The sequence below is a fragment of the Paenibacillus sp. PK3_47 genome (assembly GCF_023520895.1).
In the GTDB taxonomy this organism is placed as follows: domain Bacteria; phylum Bacillota; class Bacilli; order Paenibacillales; family Paenibacillaceae; genus Paenibacillus_AQ.
This window is the reverse complement of sequence record NZ_CP026029.1, coordinates 5,780,790-5,804,404: the sequence shown is the minus strand read 5'-3', so window position 1 is coordinate 5,804,404 and position 23,615 is coordinate 5,780,790. Positions and strand designations below refer to the sequence as shown.

Genomic DNA, 23,615 nt, shown 5'->3' with positions numbered 1-23,615 from the left:
CGTCTTATTTCAAGTTCCGGCATATTCTGCTAACCACCAATGGGTCAAGGTCAGGCAATCTCCGCTTCCTCGTCTTCCAGACGGACAGAGACCAGCTTGGATACGCCGCCCTCCTCCATCGTGACTCCGTACAGAACATCCGCTTCTTCCATCGTGCCCTTACGGTGTGTAACTACGATAAACTGTGTCTGTTCCGAGAATTCGCGCAAATATTGGGCGAACCGCACCACATTGGCTTCATCCAGCGCCGCTTCAACCTCATCAAGCACACAGAATGGAACCGGTTTGACCTGCAAAATCGCGAACAGCAGTGCCATAGCAGTCAGTGCCCGCTCTCCGCCGGATAGCAGCTGGAGGTTCTGCAGCTTTTTGCCTGGCGGCTGGGCCACGATATCAATTCCTGTATCGAGCAGATGTTCAGGATCCAGCAGCTGCAGATCTGCACGCCCGCCGCCGAACAGCTTGGTGAAGACTGTGCCGAACTCCCGGCGGATCGCATCAAAGGTCTGCTTAAAGCGTTTGGACATTTCCTCCTCCATCTCATGAATGACATGATAGAGGGTGGTTTTGGCTTCAACCAGGTCGTCCTTCTGTCCGCTGAGGAAGGTGAAACGTTCATGTACACGCTGATATTCCTCAATCGCACCCAGATTCACCTCTCCGAGCGCAGAAATGCTGCGCTTCAGCCACTGTACCTCAAGCTGGGCTGCCGGCACATCTTCAGGAACCGGATACCGCTGCTTCGCCAGCTCGTAGCTCAGCTCATAATCATCGCTCAGCTTGCGGAGAATGTTATCCAGCTCCACATCAAGCCGGCCTACCGCTACCTCCGTAGAGCGGAGCTTGTCCTCCACTGATCTCAGCGCCTGCCGCTGATCCTTGGTCTCGCCTTCCGCCAGCTCCAGCTTGCGGGTCAGCGCGGCCCGGTCTGCACGGGCAAGGTCAAGCTTGCTTGAGGCTTCTTCCTTCTTCAGCCGGTAGCTGTTCAGGTCTTCCTTCTGCTTCACCGCTTCGCGGGCATTCTCTTCCAGATCCTGCTCGATTGTCATCAGCAGATTCCGGTTCTGGCGCAGCTCCTTGTCCTGTGAACCGGCGTCCTGTCTCATCCGGCGAAGCTGCTCTTCCAGCGAGAATATCTCCTGATCCAGCTTGCCTTCAGACACTTTCATACCCGTCAGCTTGCCCTGCAGCTCTTCTTTCGCGTTCTCGCTTGCTTTACGCTCAGACTCTGCACTCCGGATCGCCTCGTGGGCGTCCTTTTCTTCCTTTTCCAGCCGGGCAAGCTCGGAGACAGCCTGATTGCGGCTCTCTTCCAGACCGCGCACCTCGCTCTCAAAACCGCTGCGCTCCGCACCCGCGCCTTCCACCTGCTCCTGCACATGGCGCAGTTCCTGTTCAAGCTGCTTAAGATCGCCGGAGACACGCTGCTCCTCCATGCGCTTCTCATCACCGTCATGACGCAGCTGCTCCAGCTTCTGTGACGCATTCTCCTGCTCTTCACGCAGGCGGCTCATGCCTTGCTTCAGCTTGCTGATCTGCCGCTCACTTTCCTCAATCTCGCCAAACAGCTGGTCGAGCTGGCGTTTGCGGCTCAGCAGGCTGTTGTTCTTCTTATGCTGACTGCCCCCGGTCATTGAACCGCCTGCGTTGACCACATCGCCTTCCAGAGTAACGACCCGGTAGCGGTATTGGCATTTCGCCGCAATCCGGTTGGCCTGCTCCAGACTTTCCGCAATGACTACATTACCGAGCAGACTGCCGACGATGTTTGCGTATTTCTCCTCGTAGCCTACCAGCTCCGAGCCGATACCGACAAAACCATCTGCACCTTCCACCATGCTCCGGTCGCTGCCGGTAATCTGTCGCGGACGGATGACGTCCAGCGGCAGGAAGGTTGCCCGTCCCAGCTGGCGCTGCTTCAGGAATGAGATCGCCTGTCTGGATACCGCTTCATTATCCATAACGACATGCTGCAGTGATGCCCCCATAGCCGTCTCCACAGCCATTTCCAATCTTTCAGGAACGGATATCAGCTCCGCGACAGCACCATGGACACCGCTCAGCTGACCCTTGCGGGCGCCTTTGAGAACTTCCTTGACGCCAAGCATGAAGCCGTCAAAATCATCCTGCATTTCCTTCATCGTCTCATGCCGGGACACCTGGGCTTCACGCTTCTGTTCCCATTTGCGGAGTCCGGATTGTGTCTCCTCAAGCAGCTTCTGGCGTTTGCTTGTCTGCTCGCTCTCGGTAATATAAGCATTTCTAAGCTTGCTGATTTCATTACCCAGCGCAGCAATTTTATCCTTCAGGCCTTTTTGCGCTGAAGTCAATTCTTCCAGACGGGCAAGCCATTTGCCGCTCTCCTCCTGGCTGCGGCTCATCCGCCGCTCCAGCGCCTCCTTCTGCTGGTCCGCATAGCGGATCTCATTACGCGCCTGCGCCATGAGGTTCATCAGCTCCAGCAGGGAGCTTTTCAGCTTCTCTTCCTTGCTTTGGCTGATTCCGCCGGTTACACCTTCCAGCCGTGCTTCCTCATCCGTAATCTGTCTCCGCAGCTCCTCCAGGGCTTCCCGCGTCTGCTTCAGCTTATGCTCCAGCTCCGCAAGCTCCCGCTGGCGGTCAGCCGAACGCTCACCTACAGAACCTAAAGTGAGCAGCAGCTGCTCCCGGTTGCTTTCCAGATTGCGTTTGCGCTCCTTAAGCACTTCGCCGTAGCCTTCGCTCTTCTCATTGGCTTCGCTGTACCGCAGCAGCTCTCCCTGAAGCTTCTCAATCTGCTCTTCCAGCGTCCTCAGCTCTGAACGGCCGCTCTCCAGCTTGGCATCATGTGCTGATACTACAGTTGAAAGCTCAAGCTGCTCGACCTGCAGAGTTTCCAGACGGGCATTGCCTTCCTTCCAGGCCGTATGTATCCCTTCAATCTGGTGCACGTATACGGAAATCTCCAGGTGCTTGAGCTGTTCACGCAGCTCCTTGTAACGGGCAGCTTTTTCCGACTGATCCTTCAGCGGACCGACCTGATCCTCCAGTTCACTAAGCAGATCGTGGATCCGCAGCAAATTCTGCTCCGTTTCATCCAGCTTGCGCCCCGCGTCCTTCTTCCGTGATTTATATTTGACAATCCCCGAGGCCTCTTCAAAAATACCGCGCCGGTCCTCAGAACGTGTACTCAAAATTTCTTCTATGCGGCCCTGCCCGATGATCGAATATGCCTCACGGCCGATACCGGTATCCATGAACAGCTCCGTGATATCCTTCAGACGGCAGGCCTGCTTGTTGATCAGATATTCACTTTCCCCGCTGCGGTGGACCCGGCGTGTCACTGTGACTTCACTGAAATCCAGCGGCAGCACATGATCCTCATTATCCAGGGTTAACGAAACTTCACCGTAATTCACGGCTTTACGGGCATCGCTTCCGGCGAAAATGATATCCTCCATCTTGCCCCCGCGCAGCGACTTGGCGCTCTGTTCGCCGAGCACCCAGCGGATTCCGTCGGAGATATTGCTCTTGCCGCTTCCATTCGGGCCGACTACTGCTGTTATACCGCGTACGAATTCCATCTCTGTCTTGTCAGCAAAAGATTTAAAGCCGGCTAATTCAATCCGTTTCAAAAACATAACTGCCCTATCACCTCTGAATCATTATACCATAGCGTGTAAAAGCCTAGAATAGCGGCCGCCTCAGCCTCATAATAACTGCGGTGCAGCGGCTGCATCATCCTGGCATCTTGTCCGAAAAAGAGCAGCAAAAGTCTGACCTCCGCCTTACGCCGGCATTCAGACCATTGCTGCTCTCCTCCGCTTGCATTGCATAATTAATATAAATCCGCGTATTTATGCGCCGTCTTCCTTCAGCTGCAGCAGAGCCGCTGCGGCAGCCTGCTGTTCCGCTTCCTTCTTGGAACGGCCGGTTCCTTTGCCGAGTGACCGGTTCGCCATGTATACTTCAGAGACGAATTCGCGCTCATGCGCCGGTCCCCGTTCTTCAATAATCCGGTATTCCAGCGTACCCATGCCGTGATGCTGTATCAGCTCCTGAAGCTCTGTCTTGAAGTCGCTCATCTGCATTTGCAGCTTGCCGTCCGTCTCCACCAGCGGAAATACATGGTCGTCAAGAAATTTCCGCGCTGTTTCCAGACCCTGATCGAGATAAAGCGCTCCCACGAAGGACTCGAACACATCGGCCAGCAGTGCCGGCCGTGTCCGGCCGCCCGTAAGCTCTTCCCCTTTGCCCAGCAGTACATATTTGCCGAAGCCCAGGCTTTCGGCAAACTTGACCAGTGAAGGCTCGCATACAATTGCGGCCCGCAGCTTGGTCAGTTCACCTTCCGGCCGGTCAGGCAGCAGGTTGTACAGGTATTCAGACACCGTAAGCTCCAGGACAGCGTCGCCCAGAAATTCCAGGCGTTCGTTGTCCTGATGCTGGTTGAAACGGTGTTCATTCACATACGATGCATGGGTAAAGGCCTGCTTCAGAAGTACAGGATCGTGAAATTGGATTTGAAGTTGACTTTGTAACTGCTTCAGGTCTCCTTTCACCGCACTGTCCCCTTACTGATTGAATTTTTTGAGAATAACGGTTGCGTTATGTCCTCCGAACCCGAAGGAGTTGGACATTGCAATGTTCAGTTCCGCTTTGCGCGGCACATTCGGGACATAATCCAAATCGCATTCCGGATCAGGATTATCCAGATTAATCGTCGGCGCAATCATGCCCTTTTGCAGGGAAAGACCGCAAATAATCGCTTCTACGCCGCCGGCTGCACCGAGCAGGTGACCGGTCATGGACTTGGTGGAGCTGATGGCTACCTTGTAGGCATGCTCTCCCAGTGCCTTTTTCACAGCAGTAGTTTCCGATTTGTCCCCTGCAGGCGTGGAAGTTCCGTGAGCATTGATATAATCAATATCCTCAGGGTTAATTCCCGCATCACGGATCGCCATCTTCATACAGCGCGCCGCGCCGTCAGGGTCCGGATCTGTCATATGGTGAGCGTCTGCGCTAAGACCGTAGCCGATAACCTCGGCATAAATCTTGGCTCCGCGCTTCTCGGCATGCTCCAGCGACTCCAGAATCAGAATTCCGGCGCCTTCACCCATTACAAAACCGTCGCGGTCAACATCAAACGGACGGCTGGCCTTCTCAGGCTCCTCGTTACGTGTAGACATCGCTCTCATTGCACAGAACCCTGCCATGCCTGTCGGACGGATGGTAGCTTCCGAGCCGCCGCAGATCATCGCATCAGCGTCACCGCGCTGGATCAGCCGGAAAGATTCACCAATGGAATGGCTTCCGGTAGCACAGGCTGTAACCGTCGTAGTGTTAGGTCCTTTGGCGCCGAGGTTAATCGACAGCTGTCCGGAGCCCATGTTGGCTATCATCATCGGAATGAAGAACGGGCTTACCCGCTTTGGCCCTTTTTCAAGCAGCAGGTTGTGATTGTCCTCCCACGTTCCCAGTCCGCCGATACCGGAGCCGACAGATACGCCGATCCGCTCTGCATCAATATTCTCACCGATCTTAAGGTTGCTGTCCTTCAGCGCATCCTCGCCGGCTGCCACTGCAAACTGTACAAACCGGTCCATCTTGCGGGCTTCCTTGCGGCCAAAACGCTCCTCCGCATCAAATTCCTTGACCGAAGCCGCTATACGCGTGGTGTAATCACTAACATCAAAGGAATCCACCAGAGATACTCCGGATTTACCGCTCATCAGGCTGTCCCAGAAAGTATCCAGATCCTTGCCCAGGGACGTTATTACGCCCATTCCTGTAACAACTACTCTATGACTCAAACGCAATCACCCCATCTGTAGGCTGTATATTTCAACATCAAGTAAGTATTTGTCTTTCAAAAAGTCTATATAAACTGCAGCCGCAGCTTGTCTTAACCGCGGTTCTGTTATTTTCCCCGTAAAGATGTTAAATGTTATATCCCGTAAATCCGTTACCGGTGTAAAATGAGGAGAAGTCCCGCCCCCCTGGGGACGGGACCCTCAATGATAGGACTCTAGGTATGAGATTGTATGTACTTCACAACTTCACCCACGGTCGTAATCTTCTCTGCATCTTCATCAGAGATTTCCATATCGAATTCATCTTCCAATTCCATTACCAATTCAACTACATCAAGAGAATCAGCACCTAAATCATCTTTGAAAGACGCTTCTAATGTTACCTCAGCTTCATCGGCACCCAAGCGGTCGATGACAATGCGTTTTACACGCTCCAATACATCGGACATCCGGTTCACCTCCTCTTTTGGTATTATACGAGATATGAAGTCAAAATACCATAGAGCATAAAAAACGCTTTCCGGCTGCTCCAATTCCCTTTTCCTGTCATACTTTGACGCTTATTATGCCTTACATGTACATGCCGCCATCCACATGGATGGTCTGGCCTGTCATATAGGCAGCCCCTTCAGAGGCCAGGAATACTGCCGCCATAGCAATGTCCTCCGGCCGCCCGAGCTTTGCAAGAGGAATCCCCTTGATCAGCTCACTGCGGATTTCATCGGACAGCTCGCGGGTCATATCGGTATCAATAAATCCCGGTGCAATACAGTTCACAGTGATTCCCCGTGAAGACAGCTCCCGGGCTGCAGATTTCGTCATCCCGATCACACCTGCTTTGGCAGCGGTATAATTAACTTGCCCAGGATTGCCGGTTACACCCACAACCGAGGAAATATTAATGATCCGGCCGTAACGCTGCTTCATCATCGGACGTGTAACCGCCTTAAGACAATTGAACACGCCTTTGAGATTGGTTTCGATGACCTGATCAAACTCTTCTTCTTTCATGCGCATAAGCAGATTATCCCGGGTAATACCGGCATTGTTCACAAGGATGTCTATCTTGCCCCAGGTGTTCACCACTTCTTTGACCAGATTGTCAGCCTCCGCACTGCTGCCGACATTCCCTTTCAGCGCAATGGCTTCAGAGCCAAGCTCCTGGATGAGCCGGACCGTCTCCTGCGCTGCAGCTTCACTGCCGGAATAATTGACAGCGACCTTGACTCCCTGCTCGGCAAGTGCCAGAGCAATGCTGCGTCCAATGCCGCGGGAGCCTCCGGTAACGAGGGCGGTCTGCCCTTTTAATGCTGAGAACATGCTTCTTTAGCCCCTTTCACCTTCACCGCCTTCAGCCAATTGAATTACAAAGGGGCTTGGGCGCTTTCCAGTGTGTTAATGTTTACCACTTTTACATTTTTGTCAATCTTGCGGATCAGTCCGGCCAGCACGCTTCCCGAACCGATCTCCACAAACGTATCCACACCGGCAGAGATCAGCCATTCCACGCTATCCTGCCATAATACAGGAGAGAATACCTGCTGCACAAGCAGCTGGCGGATCTCTTCAGGATCGGTAACCGGAGCTGCGGTAACATTAACCACAACCGGGACGGAAGGCCTATTGAAAGTAACCTTCTTAAGCTCTGCCGCGAGACGGTCCGCCGCTTCCTTCATTAGAGAAGAGTGAAAAGGTCCGCTGACTTCAAGCGGAATCGCCCGTTTGCCGCCAGCTTCCTTGACGCGCTGAACAACACTGTCCACGCCCGCCGCCGAACCGGATACAACAATCTGCCCAGGGCAGTTAACATTGGCCAGCTCTACCGGATTGCCCTCTTCACTAATGGTGCGGCACAGTTCCGCCAAAGCTCCGCGTTCCGCGCCCAGTACAGCTGCCATTGCACCTTTGCCGCCGGGAACAGCTTCTTCCATAAACTGTCCGCGCAGGCGTACCAGTGCTACTGCATCCTCATAGGAGAGAACTCCGGCCGCCACGAGGGCGCTGTATTCACCAAGGCTGTGACCTGCCACATAATCCGGGCTGATGCCTTGAGCGCGAAAAGCCTCAAGAAAAGCAACACTGGCCGTGACAAGCGCCGGCTGCGTATTCACCGTCTGCTTCAGTTCACTGTCCGGCCCTTCAAAAACAAGCTTGCTCAGCGGAAAACCAAGCACCTCGTCGCCCTTCTCGAACACCGCACGGCTGTCCGGCAGAGCATCATATATATCCTTACCCATACCGACTGCCTGCGCACCCTGGCCGGGAAAAACAAATGCAATTTTACCCATCTCTACTAACCCCTTCCGGCTAACCGGAGCCTTTACAGTGGAGCACTCCTCACTGTTTGTCCGGTTCACGCCGTCTTATCTATAGTCTCTGCTGTTACCAGACCAATACGGATGCTCCCCAGGTCAGGCCGCCGCCGAAGCCGACCATAAGCACGGTGTCGCCTTCCTTCATCCGCCCTTCTTCGGCAGCTTCCACCAGCGCAAGCGGAATGGATGCGGCAGAAGTGTTGGCATATCTGTCAACATTAATGACGCATTTGTTCTCCTGCAGATCCAGGCGCTGCATAGCGGACTGGATAATACGGATATTAGCCTGATGAGGTACGAACAAGTCGATATCTTCCTTGCCGAGTCCGGCCTTGGCCAGCACACGTTCTGTTGCTGTGCCCATGACCCGGACTGCAAATTTGAACACTTCACGCCCGTTCATGTAAATGAAATGCTTCTTCTCTTCAATTGTCTGCTGGGATGCCGGCAGACGGGAGCCGCCCGCTTCCATCTTCAGCAGGCTGCCTCCGGAGCCTTCAGCTCCCAGATCGAAGGACTGGAAGCCTCTGCCTTCAGGAACTTCACCGAGAATGACCGCCCCTGCACCGTCACCGAACAGTACACAGGTGTTGCGGTCGGTATAATCCGTAATCCGCGACAAGGTGTCTGCACCGATAATCAGCGCATTGTTGTACATTCCGGTCTGCAGGAATCCGGTAGCGGTAGCCAGACTGTAGACAAAACCTGAGCAGGCCGCCGACAAATCAAACGCCGCAGCGCCTTTGGCACCAAGCTTGTCCTGAAGGATACAGGCTGTAGAAGGAAAAGCGCTGTCCGGAGTAATAGTTGCTACTATTATAAGTTCAAGGTCCTCTGCCTTCATGTTCGCGGACTCCAGCGCTTTGAGCGCCGCTTCATAAGCCAGATCAGAAGTCGCCTCATGCGGAGCCGCAATATGCCGTTCGCGGATCCCTGTGCGGCTGACAATCCATTCATCATTCGTTTCTACCATTTGTTCCAGATCACTGTTGGTTAATATTTTCTCAGGCACATATTTCCCGGTGCCGATGATCCCTATAGGGCGCAGCTGCTTCATATTGTCACTCACTTCCCGCTAATTTCCTTGGATATGCTTGTTACAAGACCTGCCTGCAGCGCTATCCGCGCCTGTCTTACTGCATTCTTAACTGCATTGCCGTCTGAGGAGCCGTGGCCCTTCACGACCAGCCCGCTAAGGCCGAGCAGCGGCGCTCCGCCGTGTTCCTTATAATCCAGCTTGCTCTTGAGGCCTCTGAGCTCAGGCATCAGAATCGCTGCACCGAGCTTGGTTTTGAGCGATTTGCTGAACTGCTCTTTAAGCAGCGAGAACATGGCTCCTGCCGTTCCTTCCAGCGTCTTCAGCAGGATGTTGCCGGCAAAGCCGTCACATACCAGAACATCACAGCTGCCTGTAAGCACATCCCGGGCTTCGACATTGCCGACGAAATGAATTCCGGGCAAGGCTTCAAGCAGCGGATAGGCTTCCTTGGTCAGCTCATTGCCTTTGCCCGGCTCTGTTCCGACATTCAGCAGCCCTACACGCGGTCTGGCAATACCGTGCACCTTGCTGCGGTAAATGCTGCCCATCAGCGCGTACTGCGCCAGGTGCTGGGGTTTGGCATCCATATTGGCGCCGAGATCCAGCGCCAGTACACCGACATCATCCAGCGTCGGTATCATCGGGGCAAGAGCGGGACGCTCAATGCCTTCCATTCTTCCGACGACCAGCAGCCCTGTTGTCATTAGGGCGCCGGTATTTCCGGACGAGATCATGGCAGCAGCTTCGCCTTCACGCACCATACGTCCGGCAACCACCATGGACGAATCCTTTTTGCGGCGGACCGCCTTCACGGGCTCATCATCCGCACCGATTACTTCACTTGCATGACGGACCGTCACATTGGACGGTTTATTCTTCAGCAGCGGCTCAAGCCTGGCTTCGTCGCCGACAAGCACGATCTGCGTATCACTCCACTCCGCGGCCGCGGACAACGCCCCCTCCACATTACATTCAGGAGCGTTGTCCCCGCCCATGGCATCAATGGCGATCAGCACTTCGGTTTCCCCCTTCGCTGTATTCTTCATTTGCGGACCGGTACACTACAAAATGACCTTGAAATACCAGCTCTTCTCCGACGTACGTAAATACGTCCACTTCAGCTTTGCCGCCGCGTCCTGCCAGCGAGCGCACCTGCGCCTTGGCTATGCACTTCTCGCCAAGCTTGACCATACGTACAAACCGGATGTCAGCCGAAGCGGTCAAAGCAATCTCGTCATTGATAACAGCAACCGCAAGCGAATTGGCCTGGGCAAACACATAATGGCCGCGGGCGATACCGTTTCTGGAAAAGACATGCTCCTCCCGGATTTCAAAGATGGATATCCCGCTTCTGTCCAGCTGCAGATCGACAATATCACCAACCACTTCGTCAGGAGGCAACGAGCGCACCTGATCGTAGGAGTGCTCTGCCATCTGCTTCATCCGTTCACGCAGCTCCGGTATTCCCAGCTCCAGCCTGTCCAGCCTGATGGTCTGGATACTCACCTTAAGCTGCCGGGTCAATTCCCGGTCCGTCACGAACGGATTCCCTTCAATTATTCTCAGCAGCTGCTGCTGGCGGTCTTTCTTGGACATCCGCTCTATGGCGGCTCACCTCCTGGCACATGCTAAAGCACAAGCATTCGGCCGTGAGAATGGCCGCTGTCATTCGTATTATAAAGGTAATTTATGTTTTAGAACCAGGTACTAATATGTAGTATAAAGCATGAAGCGCCAAAAATAAAGCATTGACTTCAATCCTGCCGCTTTACAGCAGATTACACCGCAGCATCAAACTTAAATCTACCGCGGTGCAGATGCAGCAATCTTACCTGTAGTATTCTCAATCACATAAAAAAAATAGCACTCCATCAATAATGATGAAGTGCCACGCTCAAGAAAACTAGTTCTTGATGATTTCTCTTGCTTTGTAAGTTCCGCAAACTTTGCATACGTGGTGAGCCAGTTTCAGCTCTCCGCATTGTTCACATTTCACCATACCTGGTACTACCAGTTTGAAGTGAGTACGACGCTTGTCACGGCGTGTTTTGGACGTTCTCCGTTGAGGTACTGCCATTGTGTTACACCTCCCAATTTCTTGTTAACCCGTTATAACCCGGGATTTGTTCTTAGTCATCTTGCTTGGTAAAGAATCCTTTCAACGCAGCGAGCCGTGGATCGACCACTGTGTTGTCGCAACTGCAGGTGCCTTCGTTCAAATTTTGTCCACATGTCTGACAAAGACCAAGACAGTCTGCCTTGCACAATACCGAATCCGGCAAGTGCAGTACGAAGTTTTCTTCCACGAACGGGACAAGATCCACAATCTCATCCTCGACGTAGATGAGTTCATCATCTTCATCATCGGGAAGAATCGGCTGCTTGAGCCATTTGAAAGTCTCGGCAAAAGGAATGTTCAGTTTACTGTTGACCTCTGTCAGGCAACGTGAGCATAACATGTCCACATTCCCGTTCAATTTCCCCACCACGTTCACACGATCGGTTCCCGCGGGCAGCGCATTAAGGTCCACTGAGAGCGGCGCAACAGCAAGTATATCCTTTCGCCCTTTGACAAGTTCACTGACATCCAATGTTTCATGAATGTGCAGAGCCTCGTCGGCATTAGCCAATTTGCGAAAGTGAATCTTCATAATCATCACTCCAAACAAACAAAATTTATTATACCTATTATTTCCGGACTTTGTCAACCATTTTTCCTTTATATTGTTTCAAGGATAGGGACAATTTATGATATAACTATTAAAACATTATTTCCACATGATATGGAGTGAGCAGCTTTGACTACAGTTGGTATTGTAGCCGAATATAATCCTTTACATAACGGGCATGTCCACCATTTCCGCGAAGCCAAAAAATTATCGGGTGCGGACAGCACCATTGTCGTCATGAGCGGCCCGTTTACCCAGCGCGGCGAGCCGGCGGCGGTCAGCAAGCAGGCGCGGACGGAGATGGCGCTGCATATGGGCGCCGATCTCGTAATTGAACTGCCGGTGGCCTATGCTGTCCAGCCGGCGGAATGGTTCGCCTTCGGAGCTGCAGCCCTGCTGGAGGCCACCGGGGTGGTGGACAGCCTGTGCTTCGGCTCCGAAGCCGGCACTTTGGGTGCCCTGCTCCCGCTGGCCGGATTTCTGGCCGAAGAGAGCAGCACCCTGCAGGAAGAGATCCGCCGGCGTATGGCTGAAGGATCGAGCTTTCCCGCCGCCTACAGCGCAGCTGCGGCAGCGGCCTGGAGGAGCTCTGCTGCAGAACCGGCAGCAGAAGGGGCGGATGCCGGTGCTCTGCTGCGCCAGCCCAACAACAGCCTTGGCCTGCACTACCTGATTGCACTGCGCCGGCTGAACAGCAGCATCCGCCCGCTCACCGTTCCAAGGACCGGGGCGGGATTCCATGATCCGCTGTCTCCGGGATCATCCATCGCCAGCGCTACCGCAATCCGCCGTCTGCTTCAGGACGGCGGCTCCCCTGCTCCATACATGCCGGAATATAGCCTGTCCATCCTGGAACGGGAGCATGCAGCAGGCAGGGGCCCGCTGAGTCTTGAGGATTTCCGGATTCCGCTCCGCCATGTACTGTCCACGCGTACAGCAGCTGAACTCCGCAGCCTTCAGGATATGAATGAGGGATTGGAGAACCGGCTGCTGCGCATCATGACGGAGCTTCCTGAATTTACTGTAAACGGGCTTTTGCAGGCCCTTAAGAGCAAGCGTTACACTCACACCAGACTGCAGAGACTTTTGCTTCATGCCCTGCTCAATCATAGCAAGGAAGCTTTGTTACCTGACCGTCTGGCCCAGGGACCGGCCTATATCCGGGTTCTCGGCTTCCGCGCAAGCGGCCGCAGTCTTCTGAAACAAATGAAACAGGCAGCCACCCTGCCTGTTGTGCTGAGTCCGGCCCATTTCTCCCATCCCATGCTTCAGCTGGATCTTCAAGCAGCTGCGGTGTATGCCGGAGCTTACAGCCATCCGCTGCGGACCGACCTTTACGCCGATTACCTTCAGCCGCCGGTCATGGTCTGACCGGCAGCTCCTCCATATATTTCAGCGCATCATCCAAAGTTGATACAGGCACAAGCTTCATATCCGTGCCTATTTCATCTGCTTTGGCTTTAGCTTCATCATAATTTTTGACAGGTACAAAAAAGATCTCCGCCTCTTTACGGTCGGCAGCGACAATCTTATGCTTGACCCCGCCGATCGATCCGACCGTTCCCTCCGCATTAATCGTTCCCGTACCTGCTACCCGGTGACCTTTGGTTAGATCCCCGGGTGTAAGCCGGTTATAGATTTCCATTGTAAACATAAGTCCTGCTGAAGGTCCACCGACATTTGTATCCACAAAGCTGACAGTTTTCCCTGCCTCCTTGGGCTCCACCCTCTGTACAGCGCCGATCACTACACCCAGACCCGGCCGGACAGCGGGATCATTACTATCCTGGACTTCAACCAGAGTCACCTGTTCCTTAACTTCCTTCCCGGCACGCTGCAGAACAATCTCCACCTCATCGCCCACTTTACTGGAGGAGAGCAGTTCAGCCAATGCCTCAGGATCGGGAATTTTTTGGCCGGATACACTGATGATCTTGTCTCCCGGCTGGAACTTGCTCTGATTCCCTGCATCGGCAACCGAGATGACGTAAAGATAATCCACAACATCCTCATACGGGACATCCGCAGCCTGATAAGCGGCCTCCACGGCGTTGGACTGCGAACTGCTCATGTAAAAGACCTGCTCAGCCGCATATTCCTGCTCCGTCTTATCCTGCAGCCGCGTCTCTTTCAGCACCACTTCGCTGTGTGCGTTGAACACAGAGGCTATAAGGAGCGCTACATTCGCATAGCTTGCAGACACCGTAGTCATCATAAAAGTTCCTTGTTCTTCCTGGTCTCCGCCCTCCACCTCAATCATCGGCGCGACCTCGGTGGCACTGCCGGGCTGGTAGACAATATAAGGGGTGTTCATAAATACAGCAACATAAACAATTACGACAAATGTGAACAAATAGGCAAAAGCACGAAATCCTATCCGGCGTCTTTGCAGCCTCACTGCTGTTCCCTTCTTTCCCGCGGCCCTATGCCTGACCACGTACAAACTTCATAGCCCCGCCTCTTGGCCGTGGCATGATGGTTGTCTCCCCTGCATAAATTGTAACAAGCTAAGCCCATGTCCTAAGTTATGAAGAGGGGATGCATAAAATGAATATCCTAAAATTGCGCCGGATTCTTTCAGGCTCGGCTCCCTTTTTATCCGGTGCTTTTGCAATACTGCTGGCTATCGCCATCGTAGCTGCACCGGAGTCTTCTTTTGCAGCTTCGCTGCAGGGGCTGAAGCTCTGGTGGACCCTTGTTTTCCCTGCGCTGCTGCCCTTTCTGATCCTGTCCGAAATGCTGACCGCCTCAGGTCTGGTACACGGGCTTGGCGTCCTGCTGGCCCCGCTGATGAGCAAAGTGTTCAGGCTCCCCGGTATAGGCGGCTGGACGCTGGCCCTCGGGATGTCAGCAGGATTCCCGTCAGGCGCTAATGGGGTCATGCAGCTTCATAAGCAGGGCAGTATCAGTGACAACGAAGCGGGACGTCTGGCGGCACTGGCCCATTTTGCCAGTCCGGTCAGCCTGCTGATCGTTGTCGGGACAGCCTTTTTGCATAGTCCGGCAGCCGGATACGCCCTGCTGGCCATCCATTGGTTTTCCGGTCTGCTTGCAGGCTGTACTTCAGCACTGATTCGCAGAAAACCTGCAGACAGCCATGCGCCGGATGCAGCAGCAGGTGCAAGGCACACTAAACTTCCTTTATTTAAAAGGATACTTAAGACTGCAGCCGAAGCCCGGGAACAGGATGGCCGCAGCTTCGGCAGGCTGCTCGGTGAATCCGTCTCTTCTGCAGTGCAAAGCCTGATGCTCGTCGGGGGGTATATGATTATGTTCGCCGTAGCGATCAACATCGTTACTTCACTGATCCCTCAGCTGCCTTCAGCGCTCGCGGCGGGCCTCCTCGAAATTCATCTCGGTGCAAAAGAACTGGCCAGCACAAGGGGCGCAGACGAGGGATCTATGGGCGTGCCCGGCTATGCGCTGCTGTCAGCCGCACTCGGCTGGAGCGGAATTTGCGGACAGCTTCAGGCACTGACATCGCTGAGAGCAGCGGGTGTCCGCTTTATACCTTACGCCTTTTCCCGCCTGCTTCATGGTCTGTATGCATTCATTGGCACTATGCTGCTGTGGAAACCGCTGATGAATATCCCTACCGCTGACTTGCCTGCGGCAGCCGGTATCGCTCCCCCTGCCGAGCCCGCAGGCATCACTCCGGCGGCAGTATGGCAGACGCTGCCCAGCCTGCTAAGTATGCATTTCATGCTTCTAGCGGTTTTGTTAGCCCTGTCTGCGGCTGTATACTTCCTTACTTTGCTCCGCCGTCCAAATGGCTGAACTTCAGCTTCATCGCGGCTTCTACTTCCGGGGTGACAAAATCCGAGACATTCCCGCCAAAGTGAGCAATTTCCTTAACCACGCTCGAGCTTAAGTAGGAATATTTCGGATTGGTCATCATGAATATCGTTTCTGCTTCGGGATCCAGGTTATGATTAATGGAAGCATTCTGCAGTTCATATTCAAAATCTGTCACTGTGCGGATGCCGCGGACGATTACCTGGGCATCCTTTTGCCGCAAATAGTTCACCAGCAGATCACGGAAGCTGTCCACCTCAACATTCGGAATGTCTGCGGTTGCCTGACGCAGCAGCTCCGTACGTTCTTCAACCGTAAACATGGGCTTTTTACTCAAGTTATTCAGCACAGTGACAATCAGTCTGTCGAACTGCTTGGCTGCGCGTCTGATAATGTCCATATGTCCCATCGTTACCGGATCAAAGCTTCCCGGATAGATGGCGACACGCTCTTTTCTAATTTGCAGACTCATCGATATCCTCCTTGCCGCTCCCAGCAGCTTCCCCTGGAACAGGTTCATACCTGTAAATGGATACTGTAGTTTCCCCATATACAGACTGGCGCATTCTGTAAAATCCCGCAATCTCCTCCGGATAGGCATATGCCGATTCATGTTCCAGCACAATGACCGCATCTGCCCGGAGCAGCCCCTTATGGGCCATCGTAAGCATCAGCTCATCCCCGTGCTTCAGCCTGTAAGGAGGGTCCAGAAACACCAGGTCAAATGAACGCCCCCGCTTCTCCATCGCCCCAAGCGCTCTTCCTGCGTCATTCCGGTACACCTCAGCATTGGCTTCCAGCCTGGCTGCCTGCAAATTGGCCCGCACCGTATCGATGCTCTTCTGCTCCATATCCACAAACACCGCACTGTCCATCCCTCTGCTCAGGGCTTCAATCCCGAGACCGCCTGTACCTGCGAACAAATCCAGCACGGCTCCCCCGTCAAAATAAGGGCCGATCATGCTAAAAATAGCCTCTTTAACCTTGTCGGTCGTAGGCCTGGTTCCGGTGCCCGGAACGCTTTTCAGGGGTCTGCCTTTGGCACTTCCCGATACAACTCTCACCGCTCTCACCTGCTCTTATATCTCTGTTTATTATGCCGGTCAGGGCATAAGTGCAAGCCTATCGTACCACAATTGTCATCTGAAATAAAAAGATTGTCTATCCTTGTCACTTCAAATGTGGATACAGTAAAATCACCGCACCGATTATTTTTTATCAACGCAGGTATAAGATCCCCCGTTCCGGGCCATCATGTAACTATCGACATCACAAAATGTCGTAGACAACCGCGGAGCAGGCTTACGTTTCCCCATAAGCTCTTCGTCCGGTTTCTCCTCTCCCATGAAAGGAGCCCTAGAAATAGGGCTCCGATTTTTGTTGTCCGGACCCTTGATGTATAAGGATTCCCGACTCCTGCTCATTACTTTCAAGGAGTCAAAATCTTATAATTGGGTGCCGATTGGGTGCCATTTCCTCAAACGAACAACCTCTAAAGACTCGCCTCAGGAACATGCCGCCTGATTTGTTTACGAAGAATAAATCCGAGCTCATGCTGGATTACAAGTTCCCAACCCTCTAAGGATAAGTTATTTAACGCTTGAATCAAGTTGTAGTTCACCATCAGATCTTCGTTGTCGTTATATTCGAAATACCACTTCTCTTCTTCATGTTCAGCCAGGGAACGAACTGGAAACAACTTTCCGTATACATAACATGTAACCATCTTCCCTCTATGTTTTCTCTGCAGCATAACTTCTCTCCCTTAATCGCAATTGGATAATCATTTAGTCAGAAACGTTCCGCTCCGAATGTTGGTTTATCACTGTTTCGATTCTTTCCCACAGCTTTTTATATAGTTCCTTTCTCTGCTCATCTGTACATAACCATAACTCCCTATATTGATTACAAAAATCATTAAATAGCTTGTTGTTATCTTCGGTAACTTCTATTTCTAATATCTCAGACATTATCTTCTTATCACGAATCATATTCATGAGATCGTTATAGATCTCAGATAACCTTTTATGAGCTAACTTGGACATCGTATCTTGTGTAAATGGCAGACTTGGTATTATGCCTGTGACTTTCAGGGGTTTATCCTTCTTCTTTCTAGATGGAACCGTATCAACTTCCTGCTTTGTCACTAGAATTTTAATCATATCCGGAGCATCTAGTTGCTCACCTTGTATAGAAGCACCAATTATTTGCAGTTCATGAATACAATAAAGGGGTGCTGTTTGAAAGCGTGAGTGGTTGGAGAAAACATGATGAAGCCTATATCCTAACAACAGACTATACTTCATCAACACAGGCTTCAGCATATAATTGGGCCTATAATCTCGCTTCAGTATTTGAACCTTATTATTGGTACTCTGGAAAAGATTCAAATGATTCATGGTATTGTTCAAAAATACCTTGTAAAGGTTACTATACGATGGGTATTGACCTTGATTCTAATGGAGGAGTATGGGTGATGCCAGATGACTTGCTAAATTCACCTCATACTTTTTTGGTAGGGGCTTATTACTAACACTTTATAAAGGGACACTTCATAAGTGTCCTTTTTCTACACCAAAAAAACAATTTCATTTGTAATTAGTGTTATGTACAAATTCTATTTGAAGAAAGGGTACTGAAATGAAAGCGAAAACTTTTTTTCTATATTTAATTGTATCCATTATTCTATCATCCTGCTCTTTTAAGGAAACCAATAAAGTACAAAAAGACACTTCTACTTCCAATATTTATATAAATAATGGTGGTAACTTAGAAATACTTGAAATCACGAATATAAACAATAAAAAAATTATAATTGAAGAAACTACCAGCATTAACTTTAAGAAGCAAGGGGATATATTACATTCAGTTGAAAATATTTCTGGTGGTACTGCTTTAGCTTCATTTTATGATACTACTGACGGCAGTCTTAACAACAAAGTCCTAACTATTAAAGGTGGCAAAATATTAAATAAAATAACTCTTAAACATGAGGGTCCTTCACTAATAATCTCTGATCCAGAAAGAAATCGAGCCTATGTGCTTTCCGCACTTATACCAGGCCTTTATAAAGATGGAATTCCTTTAGATGCAATTAGCACGTTGAACTATAAACAAACAGATCCCATTAATGTTAAAGGTGCAGTATTAAATTACGGAATTCATAAAGAAAACTTATATTTTACAGTTGTAAAGGCGAACGACATGGGGTATCAGGGTGTTCCCAATAATTATATACTCGAAGTAAATTTATTGGATGGAAAACAAAAAATATTAACCCCCGATGGATTTAACTATAGCCCTAAGGGAATGTTCATTAGTGATGAAGGAATTATCTATATAATTGAGATGCCTTTAGACCCTCAAGAATTCAAAAAATCCAGCATTTTAGGATATAATTCAAGTGGAAAACTAATAAGTGAATTTCCTCTTAGCTCTGGTGTAAGAGATGTTGTTATCGATGAACAAGGACTTGCATACATTACTAATAATGATAAAGAAGTTTATGGCGATCGTAAAGGAACGACAATAACAATTATTGATACTAAGAACGGAAAAACTTTAGGCTATATTGATGGATTATACAGTCCCACAGAAATAAAAAAACATGGGGAATTGCTTTTTGTAGTTAATGATTTAAATAATACGGTTTCAATTATTAATTCAAAAAATAAATCAATAATTAAAAATATCTCTTTTGGAAAAGATACCTCGCTCTCTTCTTTAATGATTATGCCTAGAGAAGAGTGAATAAATTATGATTTTAAGGAGGAATCACATTGAGAAAGATATTAATCATAATTTGTACTTTATTTTTATTATTACTTACTTTTGGATTCATTAGAGTGAATACCCATAAATCATTATTAAATAGAGAGATGAATAATTATTTGGTTACAAAGGGATATGCTGAAGAGCAATATGAGGTTAAAGTCTCCTACCACATCGATAATGTTCTATTAGGGTATAACCCCTATATCATAAAAGTAACTTACTCTGATGACCCAGGAAGCTTTCATTTTTTTGAATATAACTCAAAAAAGAAAGAGTTAACACAGACAGGAATAGCCCCCAACAATAATTTTAAAAAATACAATCATGTCGATTAAAATTAATCTGTTGATCTGAGTTAAACAAGACAGCGAAAAATATCGCAATATGAAAGCCCTTGTAATGAATCAAGCAAAAGTCACAACTTCCTTATTTCTTCCATCTAAAAGTCACATTGTATGAAGCTTGGGTAACACCAGTCAGTACTGAAGAAAGGTAATTCTCCGGATAAATTTCAAAAAGAAAACGGTATACTGCTTAACACCGCAAGGGCATTATCAGTATACCGGTCTATGCTTCCGCTCACCCTGCCAGCCGACGGCATTGCCTGCGATGAACGCTGCTTTGCCTTTCGCGAAGTCAGAAACGGAAGTTGTGAGCCACCCGGCATAACCGGTGTTCAAGTCTCCTTGTAGTAGCTACTGATGCCAGATGAGTACTCACTTTTTCATTTTACCCGTTGCACAAAAAATAAAACGACTTTTTATTCCCGGTTAATCCTTCATAAAAATATAGATTACCATCGTTTCTTTGCACTTTTTAAATAGACAACACCTTTGGGATTAGCTGTGCTGCCGTGTACTTGTAAAATATACGCGCCAGAAGGAACACCGCCGCCATTTTTGATCCAGTTCAGCGGTTCACCGGGTTTAACGTCCGCATCTAAAATCACACCGTATTGAGGATAATCAACACTCTGAAGCGTTACCCTGTACGATTGGCCGCCGCTGTTCTTAGCCTGTAATTTAAGATTACCGGAGCCTTTGGCGATTGATAAGGTTGCAGTATACGTGGGTTGTCCGCCTTCCAGATCAAGCTGCCTTTCTCCGGTTACAGCAAAAGGTTGGATCTCCTCCACACCAGCTCCTGCAACTTTCATATCCGCCTTAGCCGAAACCGGACCGGCAGCCCCAAAAAGAAGCGGAATGGAGCACATAACGGTCCCCGTCATCTTCAGGATTGCACCCGCCCTGTTATTCATCCAGACCCTTAATCCAATCTCCCATATCTGCAATCACTCCGGAGTCCACTCTGCCCGGTACATTATATTCAGCAGTAGTCCCGGCTCCAGGTCCATCATAGTCCACAAAAAGGTGGCTTAATCCGGGATACAGCTTGAAGTCAGCGGCACTGTTGTTCTTCAGCACCTCTTTCCAGAGCGGAAAATCCTTGTCCGGATAGACCTGGAAATCATCTCCGCCCTGCAGCACAAGCACAGGCTTCTGTAATCCCCGGGCTAGTTCGGCGGTATTATGCTGATCCATCTCTCGTAAATAATAAGCCGGCATTCCAAAGACAGAAGGCGCTTTTTGAGCTTCGTCATCAGTCATGGAGGCCAGGCGTTTGGCTTTATCGAGTTCAGCAGCAACTAACGCCGCATTTGGCGCTTTTAGCGGATCGCTGTCAGCCAGCCCGTTCAGAATATCCATATTCTGATCATACACGACCTCCCACAGCGCTCTGGGTGAACCGGCGAGCAGTATCAACCCGGCAAAATTTCCGCCTGCCGCATCAATTCTCGGGGCCAGCATTCCGCCCAGACTATGCCCGGCAACGAATACCCGGGAAGCGTCAATCCGCTTATCCTGCTTCAGCAAATTGGAAGCGGCAACGGCGTCGTCTACCGTTTCTTCTTTCACTGTGAGCACCTGCTCCTTAGGATAGGCGTAAGTCCTTTTATCATAGCGGAGCACCGCAATGCCCTGCTCGGCAAGCCCGTAGGCAATATCGCGGAAAGGCTTGTTGCCCAGAACCGTTTCATCCAGATCCGTTGAGCCCGAACCATGCACCAGTACGACTGCCGGGAGCGGCTGAGCCGCATTTCTCGGCATGGTCAGCTTCGCCCGCAAAGGATGGGCCGTCCCCTCCCCAATGACAAGATCTTCTTCCGTAACATTTACCGGGACATCAACACTTGGTGCATCGATAACAGGAGGTGCAATGCTTAGTCCGCTCAATTTGCCGCCGCTGCCTACAGTCATCGTTACAGTTAATTTCCCTTGTGAAAATAAGGCATCACTCACAATAACCATTTCATTTTTCTCTGTGGTGGCAATCGCTGATTCCAGCTTCACATAGCTGCCAAGAGGTGACGTCACACTTTCCCATCCCTGCTGGAGCGCGGATACCGGTAGAACCTTGATCAGATTGTCATCAAAATATTGCTGCTTCAGTACATCAAATTGTCCGGAGCTTAACAGCTGCAGGACGTTCTCCGCGATTTGCTGCGGCTGCATTACAGTAGCCTGGGCTGCTGCTGCGTCATACGTAGTGCTCAGACCGAGAACCTCAAGCCAGGCCAGCGGCACATAGACACGATTATTTTTTAGTGCTGCGCTGCCCTTTAATGCCAGCTTGTCCGAGCCATTTATAATTACTTCACCTGTTTTAAGCTTAAAGGTATATTGCACCCCGTCTCCAGCCAGCTTCAGGCTGTCTTCCTGCTTTATGTACCTCACCTCGAAGCCGAGCGTCTCGCCTGCTGCGCGGGCAGGAACCATTACTACAGATCCGTCAAGATAAGAAGTGTTGTCATCCGGATACTTCAGCGCTGCATTGTTGACGATTACCTTTACCTTCGATTCTGCCCCGTGGGCCACTGGTGCTCCCCATCCCCCTGCAACGCTCAGCAGCATACTTCCTGCAAGGAAGAGTGTTATACCTTTTTTCATGTTCAAAACTCCTCTCCGAGATCATATCTCCCCTTCATACGTTTTAACTGGTAAAAGGTTACATTCATTTCGCTTAGGCTTGCCTGCCAGTATGGATAGCGTCACCAACAATCTGCTTGCCCAGCCCCTTCCCCTGATACTTCTCACCCACCGCAACATTAACGAGTTCAACCGTATCCGGTCTTGTGGGCAGCAGCACATATACCCCGGCCGTTTCCCCGCCGCTGACCGCCACGTAACAAGCGCCTCTATGCAAATAATCTTTGATCTTCTCCGGTGAAGGATCTGCGCTAATCAACAAATCCATTGGCGGATGTTCGTCTGCTCCCAGTTTTCTAATCTCCATATAGCTCCCCCTTTCCCTTACTTGGGTTCCACTATAATGGATCTGGTGCTTTATGTAAATTATTCTAGTCTGCTGTAAAAGTAAAAAGCGCGGCACAGGCATCTTAGCCCGGGCCGCGCTGGCAGCTGAATATTGGCCTAGAATAAACAGGCACTCAGAATAATGACCAGCAGGATATAAAGAACCAGAATTGCACCTGTAGAAGTCCATGGACCTACAGGTCCGCAATAAGCACCGCCGACTTTACCTCCGTATCCGCAATCTGCACCCATGAGATAACCTCCTTCATAATGATGACTACACCATAACATATGTATGGAAAGGCCTATCAGATTGGGCGAAACGGCCAAAATTTTAGGCGGGGAACAATAAATCCGGGACCGAATTATAACAAACACCTGCTGCCTGTCCGTCCCCGGGAAGGACAGGCAGCAGGTGTTTCCAGGAATTAATCTGAAACCAGAATTCCGTCAAAGCTTTCCGGACCGACACGGACGGTTCCGAGCAGATTAGAGGATACAAAAGCAGTGTAAGTAATCTGCGGAGTAACGGGCGGCAGGAAATCTGCTGCAGAGAATGTAATAACCTGCGGAGCCAGCAGACTGAGGCTGAACGTGGAAGTAGCGGAATAAACCACCGGATCGGTTGGTAAAGTCCCTCTGACAATTGTTATAGTTATCCCCACAAGAGCGAGCGGAAGCTGTACAGATATCGTCCCCTTGAGCAATACACGCGGGTTAGCCGTAATCCCTTCAGTGATCAGGCCAATCTGGCCGAATAACTGCGGGGTATTGGCGACCAGAATCGGAATGGCAATGGAGTTGGCAATACTGGCATTCTGCGAAGTTCTGGCATCCAGAAAAGTCCCCATCCAGAGCACCTCCTTCCTGTCTTGCATATCTCAATATATGAAGATCATTGTTGGTCTGCCTGGCCG

25 protein-coding genes are annotated in these 23,615 nt (G+C 50.6%); 4 read left to right on the top strand and 21 right to left on the bottom strand.

Going from position 1 to position 23,615, the window contains the following annotated elements; translation table 11 throughout:
• Positions 1–50: 50 nt before the first annotated feature.
• The 11 genes from smc to C2I18_RS25240 form a co-directional block, all read right to left on the bottom strand.
• The gene (gene smc / locus C2I18_RS25290) at positions 51–3,620 is read right to left on the bottom strand and encodes a chromosome segregation protein SMC (RefSeq protein WP_249898473.1); all 3,570 of its coding nucleotides are present in this window, start codon (positions 3,618–3,620) and stop codon (positions 51–53) included.
• 216 nt (positions 3,621–3,836) lie between these two features.
• On the bottom strand, positions 3,837–4,541 hold the full coding sequence (gene rnc / locus C2I18_RS25285) for a ribonuclease III (RefSeq protein ID WP_249898472.1): 705 nt from the start codon (positions 4,539–4,541) through the stop codon (positions 3,837–3,839).
• A gap of 12 nt (positions 4,542–4,553) precedes the next feature.
• Positions 4,554–5,792, bottom strand: coding sequence for a beta-ketoacyl-ACP synthase II (gene fabF / locus C2I18_RS25280; protein ID WP_249898471.1), 1,239 nt, complete (start codon positions 5,790–5,792; stop codon positions 4,554–4,556).
• A 215-nt stretch (positions 5,793–6,007) separates the two neighbouring features.
• Entirely contained in the window at positions 6,008–6,241 is a 234-nt protein-coding gene (locus C2I18_RS25275) for an acyl carrier protein (RefSeq protein ID WP_019911228.1), read from the bottom strand.
• 121 nt (positions 6,242–6,362) lie between these two features.
• A complete protein-coding gene (gene fabG, locus C2I18_RS25270) occupies positions 6,363–7,112 on the bottom strand; it encodes a 3-oxoacyl-[acyl-carrier-protein] reductase (protein WP_249898470.1) in 750 nt (249 codons plus the stop codon).
• Positions 7,113–7,156: 44 nt separating this feature from the next.
• The gene (gene fabD, locus C2I18_RS25265) at positions 7,157–8,080 is read right to left on the bottom strand and encodes an ACP S-malonyltransferase (RefSeq protein WP_249898469.1); all 924 of its coding nucleotides are present in this window, start codon (positions 8,078–8,080) and stop codon (positions 7,157–7,159) included.
• Between the two features lie 94 nt (positions 8,081–8,174).
• The gene (locus C2I18_RS25260; protein WP_249902235.1) at positions 8,175–9,164 is read right to left on the bottom strand and encodes a beta-ketoacyl-ACP synthase III; all 990 of its coding nucleotides are present in this window, start codon (positions 9,162–9,164) and stop codon (positions 8,175–8,177) included.
• A gap of 8 nt (positions 9,165–9,172) precedes the next feature.
• Entirely contained in the window at positions 9,173–10,162 is a 990-nt protein-coding gene (plsX, locus tag C2I18_RS25255; RefSeq protein ID WP_249902234.1) for a phosphate acyltransferase PlsX, read from the bottom strand.
• The gene (gene fapR, locus C2I18_RS25250; RefSeq protein WP_249898468.1) at positions 10,146–10,742 is read right to left on the bottom strand and encodes a transcription factor FapR; all 597 of its coding nucleotides are present in this window, start codon (positions 10,740–10,742) and stop codon (positions 10,146–10,148) included. The genes plsX and fapR overlap by 17 nt, the downstream gene beginning before the upstream one ends.
• Before the next feature lie 307 nt (positions 10,743–11,049).
• The gene (gene rpmF, locus C2I18_RS25245) at positions 11,050–11,223 is read right to left on the bottom strand and encodes a 50S ribosomal protein L32 (RefSeq protein WP_249898467.1); all 174 of its coding nucleotides are present in this window, start codon (positions 11,221–11,223) and stop codon (positions 11,050–11,052) included.
• Between the two features lie 52 nt (positions 11,224–11,275).
• Positions 11,276–11,797 carry a YceD family protein gene (locus C2I18_RS25240; protein ID WP_249898466.1) on the bottom strand — a complete coding sequence of 174 codons (522 nt, stop codon included), beginning with the start codon at positions 11,795–11,797 and terminating at the stop codon, positions 11,276–11,278.
• Positions 11,798–11,944: 147 nt separating this feature from the next.
• Between C2I18_RS25240 and C2I18_RS25235 the strand changes: the two genes are divergently transcribed.
• Positions 11,945–13,186 (top strand): nucleotidyltransferase, encoded by a 1,242-nt coding sequence (locus C2I18_RS25235; RefSeq protein WP_249898465.1) that lies wholly within the window; start codon positions 11,945–11,947, stop codon positions 13,184–13,186.
• Here C2I18_RS25235 and C2I18_RS25230 read toward each other — a convergent pair.
• Entirely contained in the window at positions 13,176–14,213 is a 1,038-nt protein-coding gene (locus C2I18_RS25230; RefSeq protein ID WP_249898464.1) for a YlbL family protein, read from the bottom strand. The two genes, C2I18_RS25235 and C2I18_RS25230, sit on opposite strands and share 11 nt — an antisense overlap.
• Before the next feature lie 149 nt (positions 14,214–14,362).
• On the opposite strand from C2I18_RS25230, the gene C2I18_RS25225 reads away from it, so the two are divergent.
• The gene (locus C2I18_RS25225; protein ID WP_249898463.1) at positions 14,363–15,592 is read left to right on the top strand and encodes a nucleoside recognition domain-containing protein; all 1,230 of its coding nucleotides are present in this window, start codon (positions 14,363–14,365) and stop codon (positions 15,590–15,592) included.
• On the opposite strand, the gene coaD is transcribed toward C2I18_RS25225, so the two are convergent.
• The 4 genes from coaD to C2I18_RS25205 form a co-directional block, all read right to left on the bottom strand.
• Entirely contained in the window at positions 15,564–16,082 is a 519-nt protein-coding gene (gene coaD / locus C2I18_RS25220) for a pantetheine-phosphate adenylyltransferase (protein WP_249898462.1), read from the bottom strand. The genes C2I18_RS25225 and coaD overlap by 29 nt on opposite strands.
• Complete coding sequence (rsmD, locus tag C2I18_RS25215) at positions 16,066–16,674, bottom strand: 16S rRNA (guanine(966)-N(2))-methyltransferase RsmD (RefSeq protein ID WP_249898461.1); 609 nt, start codon at positions 16,672–16,674, stop codon at positions 16,066–16,068. The genes coaD and rsmD overlap by 17 nt, the downstream gene beginning before the upstream one ends.
• 428 nt (positions 16,675–17,102) lie before the next feature.
• The gene (locus tag C2I18_RS25210; protein WP_249898460.1) at positions 17,103–17,363 is read right to left on the bottom strand and encodes a hypothetical protein; all 261 of its coding nucleotides are present in this window, start codon (positions 17,361–17,363) and stop codon (positions 17,103–17,105) included.
• A 34-nt stretch (positions 17,364–17,397) separates the two neighbouring features.
• Entirely contained in the window at positions 17,398–17,934 is a 537-nt protein-coding gene (locus C2I18_RS25205) for a hypothetical protein (RefSeq protein WP_249898459.1), read from the bottom strand.
• A gap of 316 nt (positions 17,935–18,250) precedes the next feature.
• On the opposite strand from C2I18_RS25205, the gene C2I18_RS25200 reads away from it, so the two are divergent.
• Both C2I18_RS25200 and C2I18_RS25195 read left to right on the top strand, forming a co-directional pair.
• The gene (locus tag C2I18_RS25200) at positions 18,251–19,360 is read left to right on the top strand and encodes a YncE family protein (protein ID WP_249898458.1); all 1,110 of its coding nucleotides are present in this window, start codon (positions 18,251–18,253) and stop codon (positions 19,358–19,360) included.
• Positions 19,361–19,389: 29 nt separating this feature from the next.
• Complete coding sequence (locus C2I18_RS25195; RefSeq protein WP_249898457.1) at positions 19,390–19,719, top strand: hypothetical protein; 330 nt, start codon at positions 19,390–19,392, stop codon at positions 19,717–19,719.
• A 458-nt stretch (positions 19,720–20,177) separates the two neighbouring features.
• On the opposite strand, the gene C2I18_RS25190 is transcribed toward C2I18_RS25195, so the two are convergent.
• The 5 genes from C2I18_RS25190 to C2I18_RS25170 all read right to left on the bottom strand — a co-directional run bounded on the left by C2I18_RS25190 (position 20,178) and on the right by C2I18_RS25170 (position 23,549).
• On the bottom strand, positions 20,178–20,540 hold the full coding sequence (locus tag C2I18_RS25190; RefSeq protein WP_249898456.1) for a hypothetical protein: 363 nt from the start codon (positions 20,538–20,540) through the stop codon (positions 20,178–20,180).
• A gap of 94 nt (positions 20,541–20,634) precedes the next feature.
• Positions 20,635–22,332: an alpha/beta fold hydrolase gene (locus C2I18_RS25185; RefSeq protein WP_249898455.1), complete on the bottom strand. Its 1,698-nt coding sequence runs from the start codon at positions 22,330–22,332 to the stop codon at positions 20,635–20,637.
• Between the two features lie 73 nt (positions 22,333–22,405).
• On the bottom strand, positions 22,406–22,678 hold the full coding sequence (locus tag C2I18_RS25180) for a GNAT family N-acetyltransferase (protein ID WP_342760319.1): 273 nt from the start codon (positions 22,676–22,678) through the stop codon (positions 22,406–22,408).
• 137 nt (positions 22,679–22,815) lie between these two features.
• Positions 22,816–22,950 (bottom strand): YjcZ family sporulation protein, encoded by a 135-nt coding sequence (locus C2I18_RS25175; protein WP_249898454.1) that lies wholly within the window; start codon positions 22,948–22,950, stop codon positions 22,816–22,818.
• A 176-nt stretch (positions 22,951–23,126) separates the two neighbouring features.
• Positions 23,127–23,549 (bottom strand): hypothetical protein, encoded by a 423-nt coding sequence (locus C2I18_RS25170; protein WP_249898453.1) that lies wholly within the window; start codon positions 23,547–23,549, stop codon positions 23,127–23,129.
• Between the last annotated feature and the right edge of the window lie 66 nt (positions 23,550–23,615).

Bases quoted from the DNA above. Each gene is read 5' to 3' on its own strand.
- smc (WP_249898473.1), bottom strand. From the start codon at position 3,620: ATGTTTTTGAAACGGATTGAATTAGCCGGCTTTAAATCTTTTGCTGAC.
- C2I18_RS25275 (WP_019911228.1), bottom strand. From the start codon at position 6,241: ATGTCCGATGTATTGGAGCGTGTAAAACGCATTGTCATCGACCGCTTG.
- fabG (WP_249898470.1), bottom strand. From the start codon at position 7,112: ATGTTCTCAGCATTAAAAGGGCAGACCGCCCTCGTTACCGGAGGCTCC.
- fabD (WP_249898469.1), bottom strand. From the start codon at position 8,080: ATGGGTAAAATTGCATTTGTTTTTCCCGGCCAGGGTGCGCAGGCAGTC.
- C2I18_RS25260 (WP_249902235.1), bottom strand. From the start codon at position 9,164: ATGAAGCAGCTGCGCCCTATAGGGATCATCGGCACCGGGAAATATGTG.
- fapR (WP_249898468.1), bottom strand. From the start codon at position 10,742: ATGTCCAAGAAAGACCGCCAGCAGCAGCTGCTGAGAATAATTGAAGGG.
- rpmF (WP_249898467.1), bottom strand. From the start codon at position 11,223: ATGGCAGTACCTCAACGGAGAACGTCCAAAACACGCCGTGACAAGCGT.
- C2I18_RS25240 (WP_249898466.1), bottom strand. From the start codon at position 11,797: ATGAAGATTCACTTTCGCAAATTGGCTAATGCCGACGAGGCTCTGCAC.
- C2I18_RS25225 (WP_249898463.1), top strand. From the start codon at position 14,363: ATGAATATCCTAAAATTGCGCCGGATTCTTTCAGGCTCGGCTCCCTTT.
- coaD (WP_249898462.1), bottom strand. From the start codon at position 16,082: ATGAGTCTGCAAATTAGAAAAGAGCGTGTCGCCATCTATCCGGGAAGC.
- C2I18_RS25210 (WP_249898460.1), bottom strand. From the start codon at position 17,363: ATGCTGCAGAGAAAACATAGAGGGAAGATGGTTACATGTTATGTATAC.
- C2I18_RS25205 (WP_249898459.1), bottom strand. From the start codon at position 17,934: ATGCTGAAGCCTGTGTTGATGAAGTATAGTCTGTTGTTAGGATATAGG.
- C2I18_RS25200 (WP_249898458.1), top strand. From the start codon at position 18,251: ATGAAAGCGAAAACTTTTTTTCTATATTTAATTGTATCCATTATTCTA.
- C2I18_RS25190 (WP_249898456.1), bottom strand. From the start codon at position 20,540: ATGAAAGTTGCAGGAGCTGGTGTGGAGGAGATCCAACCTTTTGCTGTA.
- C2I18_RS25185 (WP_249898455.1), bottom strand. From the start codon at position 22,332: ATGAAAAAAGGTATAACACTCTTCCTTGCAGGAAGTATGCTGCTGAGC.
- C2I18_RS25180 (WP_342760319.1), bottom strand. From the start codon at position 22,678: ATGGAGATTAGAAAACTGGGAGCAGACGAACATCCGCCAATGGATTTG.
- C2I18_RS25175 (WP_249898454.1), bottom strand. From the start codon at position 22,950: ATGGGTGCAGATTGCGGATACGGAGGTAAAGTCGGCGGTGCTTATTGC.
- C2I18_RS25170 (WP_249898453.1), bottom strand. From the start codon at position 23,549: ATGGGGACTTTTCTGGATGCCAGAACTTCGCAGAATGCCAGTATTGCC.